The organism is Sphaerobacter sp., assembly GCF_019683595.1.
In the GTDB taxonomy this organism is placed as follows: Bacteria; Chloroflexota; Chloroflexia; order Thermomicrobiales; family Thermomicrobiaceae; genus Sphaerobacter.
This window is the reverse complement of sequence record NZ_JADGHZ010000172.1, coordinates 1-7092: the sequence shown is the minus strand read 5'-3', so window position 1 is coordinate 7092 and position 7092 is coordinate 1. Positions and strand designations below refer to the sequence as shown.

9 protein-coding genes are annotated in these 7092 nt (G+C 68.7%); 6 read left to right on the top strand and 3 right to left on the bottom strand.

Annotation, left to right across the window (positions count from 1 at the left end; all coding sequences use genetic code 11):
• The first annotated feature begins 335 nt into the window (after window positions 1-335).
• Together IRZ30_RS14240 and IRZ30_RS14235 are read left to right on the top strand one after the other, a co-directional pair.
• Window positions 336-1376 (top strand): TIGR03557 family F420-dependent LLM class oxidoreductase, encoded by a 1041-nt coding sequence (locus IRZ30_RS14240; RefSeq protein ID WP_294086114.1) that lies wholly within the window; start codon window positions 336-338, stop codon window positions 1374-1376.
• 265 nt (window positions 1377-1641) lie between these two features.
• Window positions 1642-2052 carry a response regulator gene (locus IRZ30_RS14235; RefSeq protein WP_294086113.1) on the top strand — a complete coding sequence of 137 codons (411 nt, stop codon included), beginning with the start codon at window positions 1642-1644 and terminating at the stop codon, window positions 2050-2052.
• 131 nt (window positions 2053-2183) lie between these two features.
• Here IRZ30_RS14235 and IRZ30_RS14230 read toward each other — a convergent pair whose 3' ends face one another.
• A complete protein-coding gene (locus tag IRZ30_RS14230) occupies window positions 2184-2336 on the bottom strand; it encodes a hypothetical protein (RefSeq protein WP_294086112.1) in 153 nt (50 codons plus the stop codon).
• 204 nt (window positions 2337-2540) lie between these two features.
• Here IRZ30_RS14230 and queF point away from each other — a divergent pair, with 204 nt between their 5' ends.
• On the top strand, window positions 2541-2897 hold the full coding sequence (gene queF / locus IRZ30_RS14225) for a preQ(1) synthase (protein ID WP_294086110.1): 357 nt from the start codon (window positions 2541-2543) through the stop codon (window positions 2895-2897).
• 122 nt (window positions 2898-3019) lie between these two features.
• On the opposite strand, the gene IRZ30_RS14220 is transcribed toward queF, so the two are convergent.
• The gene (locus IRZ30_RS14220) at window positions 3020-3571 is read right to left on the bottom strand and encodes a Fe-S-containing hydro-lyase (RefSeq protein WP_294086115.1); all 552 of its coding nucleotides are present in this window, start codon (window positions 3569-3571) and stop codon (window positions 3020-3022) included.
• Window positions 3572-3674: 103 nt separating this feature from the next.
• Window positions 3675-5663 (bottom strand): diguanylate cyclase, encoded by a 1989-nt coding sequence (locus IRZ30_RS14215; protein ID WP_294086109.1) that lies wholly within the window; start codon window positions 5661-5663, stop codon window positions 3675-3677.
• 276 nt (window positions 5664-5939) lie between these two features.
• On the opposite strand from IRZ30_RS14215, the gene IRZ30_RS14210 reads away from it, so the two are divergent.
• The 3 genes from IRZ30_RS14210 to IRZ30_RS14200 all read left to right on the top strand — a co-directional run bounded on the left by IRZ30_RS14210 (window position 5940) and on the right by IRZ30_RS14200 (window position 7067).
• Window positions 5940-6356, top strand: coding sequence for a hypothetical protein (locus tag IRZ30_RS14210; RefSeq protein WP_294086108.1), 417 nt, complete (start codon window positions 5940-5942; stop codon window positions 6354-6356).
• Window positions 6353-6604 (top strand): hypothetical protein, encoded by a 252-nt coding sequence (locus IRZ30_RS14205; protein ID WP_294086107.1) that lies wholly within the window; start codon window positions 6353-6355, stop codon window positions 6602-6604. The genes IRZ30_RS14210 and IRZ30_RS14205 overlap by 4 nt, the downstream gene beginning before the upstream one ends.
• Before the next feature lie 103 nt (window positions 6605-6707).
• Window positions 6708-7067, top strand: coding sequence for a hypothetical protein (locus tag IRZ30_RS14200; protein WP_294086105.1), 360 nt, complete (start codon window positions 6708-6710; stop codon window positions 7065-7067).
• The last annotated feature ends 25 nt before the right edge of the window (window positions 7068-7092 follow it).

The window sequence follows — 7092 nt, the reverse complement described above, 5'->3', positions numbered from 1 at the left end:
TCTCTGCTGCTGGCTCAATCGGCAGCGGGGACGGCCGCTGCTGGCGGTGGCGAACCTGATCACCTGGTAGCCGCGGCGCCCTAACTCACACCAGGCGTTTTAGCCCCGGGCACGGGCCGACCGGCGAACACCCATCTAATTCGTCAATCTCCATGAGCCCCGGACACGGGCCACGGCGCGGGATCCGTACAGCACCCATCCCGGGGCACGTGTCACAGCGTCGGTGCTACGGTGTCGCCAGGCGCGGGAAGTGCAAGGCGGGTGAGCGTGTTGGCAAGAGGGGTGAATGCGGCTATTGTCTGCCGTGGAGACGACCGGAGAGAGGGGTGTTCCACATGAGCCGACTAGGCTACGCGGCGATGTTCGAGCAGTTCCACCCGACCGACCTCCTGCGCTGGTGTCAGCTCGCCGAGCAGGCGGGATTCGACTCGGTCATGGCCTCGGACCACTTCCAGCCCTGGACACCGCAGCAGGGGCAGAGCGCCTTCGTGTGGTCGTGGCTCGGCGCGTTGGGCGCAACGACCAACCTGCGCTTCGGCACCGGGGTGACGCCGCCCGGCTACCGCTACCATCCCGCGATCGTGGCCCAGGCGGCGGCCACGCTTGAGGCGATGTTCCCCGGCCGCTTCTGGCTCGGCCTGGGCGCGGGGGAGGCGCTCAACGAGCATATCGTGGCCGAGTACTGGCCCGAGCCGCCGCAGCGGCTGGAGCGGCTCATCGAGTCGATCGAGGTCATCCGCAAGCTCTTCAGCGGGAAGACGGTGAAGTACTGGGGCAAGTACGTCAAGATGGAGTCGGCGCGGCTCTGGACGATGCCCGAGACGCCGCCGCCCATCCTGGTGGCCACCTCCGGCCCGATCATGAGCGAGCGGACGGGGCGGCTGTGCGACGGGATCATCACCGTCGGCGCGGCGGACGAGAAGATCAAGATGCTGATGGACCGCTTCGAGAAGGGCGCCCGTGAGGCGGGCAAGGACCCGGCGACGATGCCCCGCATGATCCAACTGCACGTCTCCTGGGCGGCGACCGACGAAGAGGCGGTGGAGCAGGCTGTGCGGGAGTGGCCGAACGGCGGGATGAACTTCCCCAAGCAGGACATCCGCGATCCGGAGCACTTCGCCGCGATGGCCCGGTTGGTCCGGCCGGAGCACTTCACCGGCCGGGTCTTCATGTCGGCCGACCTCGACGCCCACCGCGCGCATATCCAGCACTACATCGACCTTGGCTTCACCGAGGTCTACGTCCACAACGTCGGGCGGAACCAGGAGGAGTTCATCCGCGCCTTCGGGGAGAAGGTGATCCCACACCTCCGCTGGCCCGACACCGGCGCGCTGGCGTCGACCGCCTCCGCCCGGCCGTCCGACGCGGCACGGTGAGCCTGACCGGCCCGGCGCGTGTGAATCGCACACGCCGGGCCGATCTGCTCTAGATTTTTTCCAGCATTCGTGCTAATTGAAGAGTATCGAGCCAGGGCTGTTGTGGGCAGACTGACACGAACTCGGGGAGCAGGTGCTCCAGTGCTCGCGTGTCTCGGGCTCCTCTCCGGGCGGGAGGGAGAGCACCCCGGGAACAGCAGCAGGCGCTACGGTTCATCTTCCGCGGCGCTTACCGCGCCGCACCTGGGCGGTTTAGGGTACGGACATGGACCAGTCTGCGGCGCGCCCACTGATCCTGATCGCCGAGGACGATCCATCGAACAGTGAGGTCATCGCCAGCACGCTGACCGAGTTCGGCGGCTACCGCGTGGTCAGCGAAGGGGATGGCGGGCTGGTGGTGCAGCGAGTGGAGGAAGAGCAACCCGATCTGGTCGTGCTCGACCTCCTGCTGCCACACCGGAACGGGATCGAGATCCTGCGAGAACTGCGCGCCGATCCGCGGTTCTCCCAACTCCCGGTTGTGGCGATCAGTGCCGATGTGCGCCCGGTGGTGTGGGAGCAACTGGAAGAACTCGGCTGCACGGAGTTCATCCCGAAGCCCTTCGGGATCGATCAACTCCTGGAGAGCGTTGCGCGGGCACTGAGAGATTCCCGTGCCAAAGATGGGGATGGGTGACCCGGCGCGGAGGGCCGGTGGTCGGCCGGCGACGGCATCACCGGAGCAAGGCAGTGCTGGACCCAGCACGCCGCGCCCCGGACCACGCACCGCGAGGTGCCGGACCGGGCACGCGGCGCGGGGTTGCCCGGCTATGGGGCGACGAACGTCCCGTGGCTGGGATCCGGCAGCATGAAGACGAGGACCCCGATCCAGACCGCCAGGACGATGAGCGCGAGCGCGAGCACGGTCAAGACGATCCGTCGCTCCCGCGGCGTGAGGCGATGTGGCTCAAACCCCTGCATGTTTCCTCCAGCGATCCTCCTCGCGGCGTGAGGCACGGCTCCTCCCCCGCCGCCGATGCGCCTTAGAGGATCGCCCACCAGCGGCCCTGCGTCAAGGGCACCGCGCACCTGCTCCGGCACGAGACCCCCGTATACTTGATCCATACGCGCGGTGACGCAGTCGGCCGCGCCAACACGCGATTCTCATCAGGAGGCGATACCTGCATGCCAACGCAGCCAAGTAAGACCCTTGAGACCGTGCCCAACCCCAAGCCGGAGCGGGACTACGAGATCGAGATCTCGACGCCGGAGTTCACCTGCGTCTGCCCGGTGACCGGCCAACCTGACTTCGCCACCATCACCATCCGCTACGTACCGGACCAGCGGATCGTGGAGTTGAAGTCGCTCAAGCTGTACCTCTGGTCGTACCGCAACGAGGGCGCCTTCCACGAGAAGGTCACCAACCAGATCCTCGATGACCTCGTCGCCGCGGTCGACCCGCGCCGGGCAACCGTCATTGGCGACTTCAACATCCGCGGCGGCCTGCATACGGTCGTGAAGGCGGAGTATACGCGGGAGTAGGGCGTCACACGTCATGCGTCATGCGTCATGCGTCCCCCTCACCCCCCGGCCCCCTCTCCCACAAGGGGAGAGGGGGAGCAGAACGAAACACGGAACACGCATGACGCGTGACGTATGACGCATCACTCCCCGTACCGCCCCGCGGCGTCGGCGTAGAGGTCGCCGCCGTGGGCGTCGTTGACGACGATGGCGGGGAAGTCGACGACGGTCAGGCGGTGGATCGCCTCGGGGCCGAGGTCGGGATAGGCCACGACCTCGGCAGCGGTGATGCGCCGCGCCAGCAGTGCCCCGGCGCCCCCGACGGCGGCGAAGTAGACCGCGCCGTGGCGTACGATGGCGTCGCGCACGACAGGGGAGCGGTGGCCCTTGCCGATCATACCGCGCAGCCCCGCGGCCAGCAGCGCGGGGGTGTAGGGATCCATCCGCCCGCTCGTCGTCGGGCCGGCTGAGCCGATGATGGCGCCGGGCCGCGCCGGGGTGGGTCCGACGTAGTAGACGATCTGGTCGCGCAGGTCCACCGGCAGCGCCTCACCGCTGGCCAGGGCCTCGGTGAGCCGCTTGTGGGCAGCATCGCGCGCGGTAAGCAGCGTGCCGTTGATGAGCACGGCATCCCCGGCACGCAGGCGGGTCGCCGTGTCCGCATCGAGCGGGGCCGTGATGCGCTTCGGCTCCATCGTCACCGGTCACCTCCCTCCGGGGCGGCTGCAGCCCACCCGCGGGTGTGCAACCGGACCCCGGCCGGACGGTTCCGATCGCGCGGGTAGCGACCCGTGGGCCTTACACCTGCACCGCCTGTTCCAAGCCGACCTCGTTCAACCCGGCCGTGTAGATCTCCAGGCAGCCGCGCCCGCGCGCCTTCGCATGGTACATGGCATGATCGGCACGGCGCAGCATCTCCTGGGGAGAGATGCCGGGGTTGTGCACCGCAAGCCCGATACTGGGGGTCACGGTGAAGTCCCGCCCGGCCACGTGGACGGGCTTGCTCAACGCGGAAAGCACCCGGTGCGCCGCGGCGACGGCGTCCGCGTAATCCTCGACCTCGTCGAAGAGCACGGCAAACTCGTCGCCACCCAGGCGCGCCGCCATATCGCCGTCTCGCAGCGTAGCGGCCAGCCGCTGGCCGATCTCGACCAGGAGCAAGTCACCGACCTCATGCCCGAACGTGTCGTTCACGGACTTGAAGTCATCGAGGTCGATGAAGAGGAGCGCGGCGGTCCGGCCGGTGCGCTCGGCCTCGGCGAACGCGAGATCGACCCGGTACATGAAGAGGGCTCGGTTCGGCAGACCAGTCAGCGGATCGTGGAACGCCTGGTGACGGAGTTGGGCCTCCAGCGCCTTGCGCTCGCACACGTCCCGGATGACCGCGACCACGCCGCCGACGTCCGGGTCGGTCAGGAGGTTGCTGACGGCGGCTTCCAGATAGTGCCAGGACCCATCGCGGTGCCGCGCCCGGAGCTCGACGCGTTTCACCACGCCGGGCTGCTCCAGGATGCTCGCCAGCTCGCGCCTCACCAGCGGCAGGTCGTCCGAGTGGACCAGCGGGAAGACGGCGGTGCTCTTCAGCTCGTCCGGCGGGTAACCGAGGACGCGCTCCGCGGCAGGGCTGACGTAGCGGATCGTACCGTCGGGGTCGAGGATGACAACCACGTCGGACACGTTCTGCACCAGTGCGCGGTATCGCCGTTCGCTCCGCCGGAGTGCCTGCGCGAGCGCCACGGCTCGCGCGAGCAGCGCGGCGTTTTCGCGGATGATCAGCCCCTGGCGCAGGAGCACCAGGGTCAGGAGGGCTGCGACGCCGAAGTGCATTCCCGCAAGGGATGGACTCCCCTGCCGTAGCCCGGCGAGAAGCAGAAAGCCGACGCCGAGCAGGGACGCCGCGCTCGAGATGCCCAGCCGCCAGCGCCAGCCACGCGTGCCGGGGCGGGGCACCACATCGGGCGGCATACGCTCGACCCGTTCGCGAACGCACGCCGCTGCGACCACCAACAGGTAGCACAGCACGTAGGCAATGCCGGGCCAGGACACCGGGTTGTAGGCTCCGGACAACCACATGCGGGACGACCCGGTGTCCGCCACCAGGAAGGCAATAAAGCCGGCGCCGAGGAGGATGTGAGCGCTCGTGCGCCGGGCGTCGGGTAATCGGACGAGCGCCACGGCGGCGCCGAAGAGCACCAGCACGTCGGCGACGGGATACGCCACGGACAGCACCCACGCCAGCAGCGACGCGTTCTCGGCCGTCGCCACAGGGTAGAGCACGACGTACCACAGCACCATGAAGCCGCCGACCACGACCATCAGCGCATCGAGCCACAGCTCCGCGCGACCGCTCCCTTGCGGCGACACACCGGGCATGAGGAGCAGCCCCGCGACGATCGGGGGATAGGAGAGCAGGTATGCGACGTCGGCGACGGATGGGAACGGCGACGCCTGAGCGACGAGTTCGTACCACGCCCACACCCAGTCCGCGGCGGCGTTGAGCGTCATGCCGAGCGCGAGGAGCGACCAGGCACGTCGCTCATTCCCCGCAAGCGGGACACGGGCAACCAGGCGCCAGAGCGCCAGCGCCGGGAGCGTCGAGATGAGATTGAACAGGAGATACCCGATTGCCATCCCCGCGTTCCGCCCGCCCCACCCGGTAAGCTGCCAGGCAACGAACGAGACGATGCTGAAGAGGATCATCAGGCCTATACCAGTGCACCGCAGGTGACCCTCACTCCCCGGCTCAGTCACCTGGGTGCCCAGCCGCTCAAGCGCTCGCTCCCGCATGCGTCTGCGCCGCCTCACCGCCATTCGACATCCAACACGTATGCCGGAACTAGAAAGACAGGGCGGGCCGGCGCCCGCCAGTCTCCCGTTGCCGTCCAGCCGGAACACTAGGGTAGTGCGGGACAACCATCGCCTGCATGAACGATTGGTCCTGATCGGAATTGGGTTGAACCGACCATCTCCACTCCTGAACCAGAACATTTGTTCGATTTTCCGCCCCCCGATGTGTACGCATCAGTAGACGGGTAGCCACGGACGAAACGAGGGGAGTCAGGGATGGGACGAGGACGACGCTGCGCCCGGCCCGGCTGCCGCGCGTGGGCCATGCGCGGGCGGGAGTACTGCTGGGCGCACGACCCGACGCGCATCCGGGCCGGTCCGGCCGGAGGGAACGCGCCGGTTCTGGCACCGGGTGTTCGTGAGTTGATCGAGCAGCGGGTGACCGAGCTGCTGACGCAGCCGGGGACGGAGGAGTCACTGGCGGAAGAGATCGGCGCGCTCCGCCTGGTCCTGGCCCGGGTGCTGGCCGAAGAGGACGACCCGGCACGGCTGGCCGCGAGCATCCCGCGGATCGTGGACGCCGTGGTCCGCGCCGTCCGCACCCAGCGGACGCTGGCGGCCGGGACGGCGGAGGGGCTGACGGCGGCGATGACGCAGGTGCTGCTCGAACTTGGACTCGGAGGTGACCCATGAGCAGCGAGGAGGCCCGGCAGGCCGCGCTGCGCAGCGGGGCGACCCTGCGGGAGATCGTGGCGCGCACCGGGCGGCGCGCGGGGGTCGATCTGGAGCCGGGTTGCGCCTACGGCGCCGTCACCCGCGCCCACGTGGAGGATCTCGCGAACGAGCTGCGGGAGATCAAGGCGCGGATCAACTACCTCTTCACGCTGGTGATCGGGTCGATCGCGATCGACATTCTGCTTCGGCTGACGGGGATGGGGTGAAGCGGCGCGCTAGCCCTCACCCCCTAACCCCCTTCTCCCAAGGTTGGGAGAGGGGAGGGGGTGAGGACCGACTTCCCCTACGACTCACGGAACAGGAGGAACCATGGAACGGCCGGATGAGGTGGTTGAGCGACCTCCGGAGAACGAGAGTCCGGAGCACACGGAGCAGGGAGCGGACGGCACGGAGGGGTTCGACCTGGAGCGCATCCGCGAGTTGATCTTGGCGGCGCACCCCGACGTGGTGCCGGACATGATCACAGGAACCACCTTCGACGAACTGATGGCCAGCATCGAGCCAGCCCGGGCCGCCTACGCCCGCATCGCCGAGCGCATCCGGAGCCAGCCGGGTAACGCGCCCGGCATCCCGGCCGGCCAGCCCGGCCGGCAGCCATCCCCCGCCCACGTCGAGCGCCTCTCGGCGAGCGCCAAGATCGCCGAGGGACTGCGACGGCGGAGGGGGTAGGAGGAGTACCCCTCACCCCCCGACC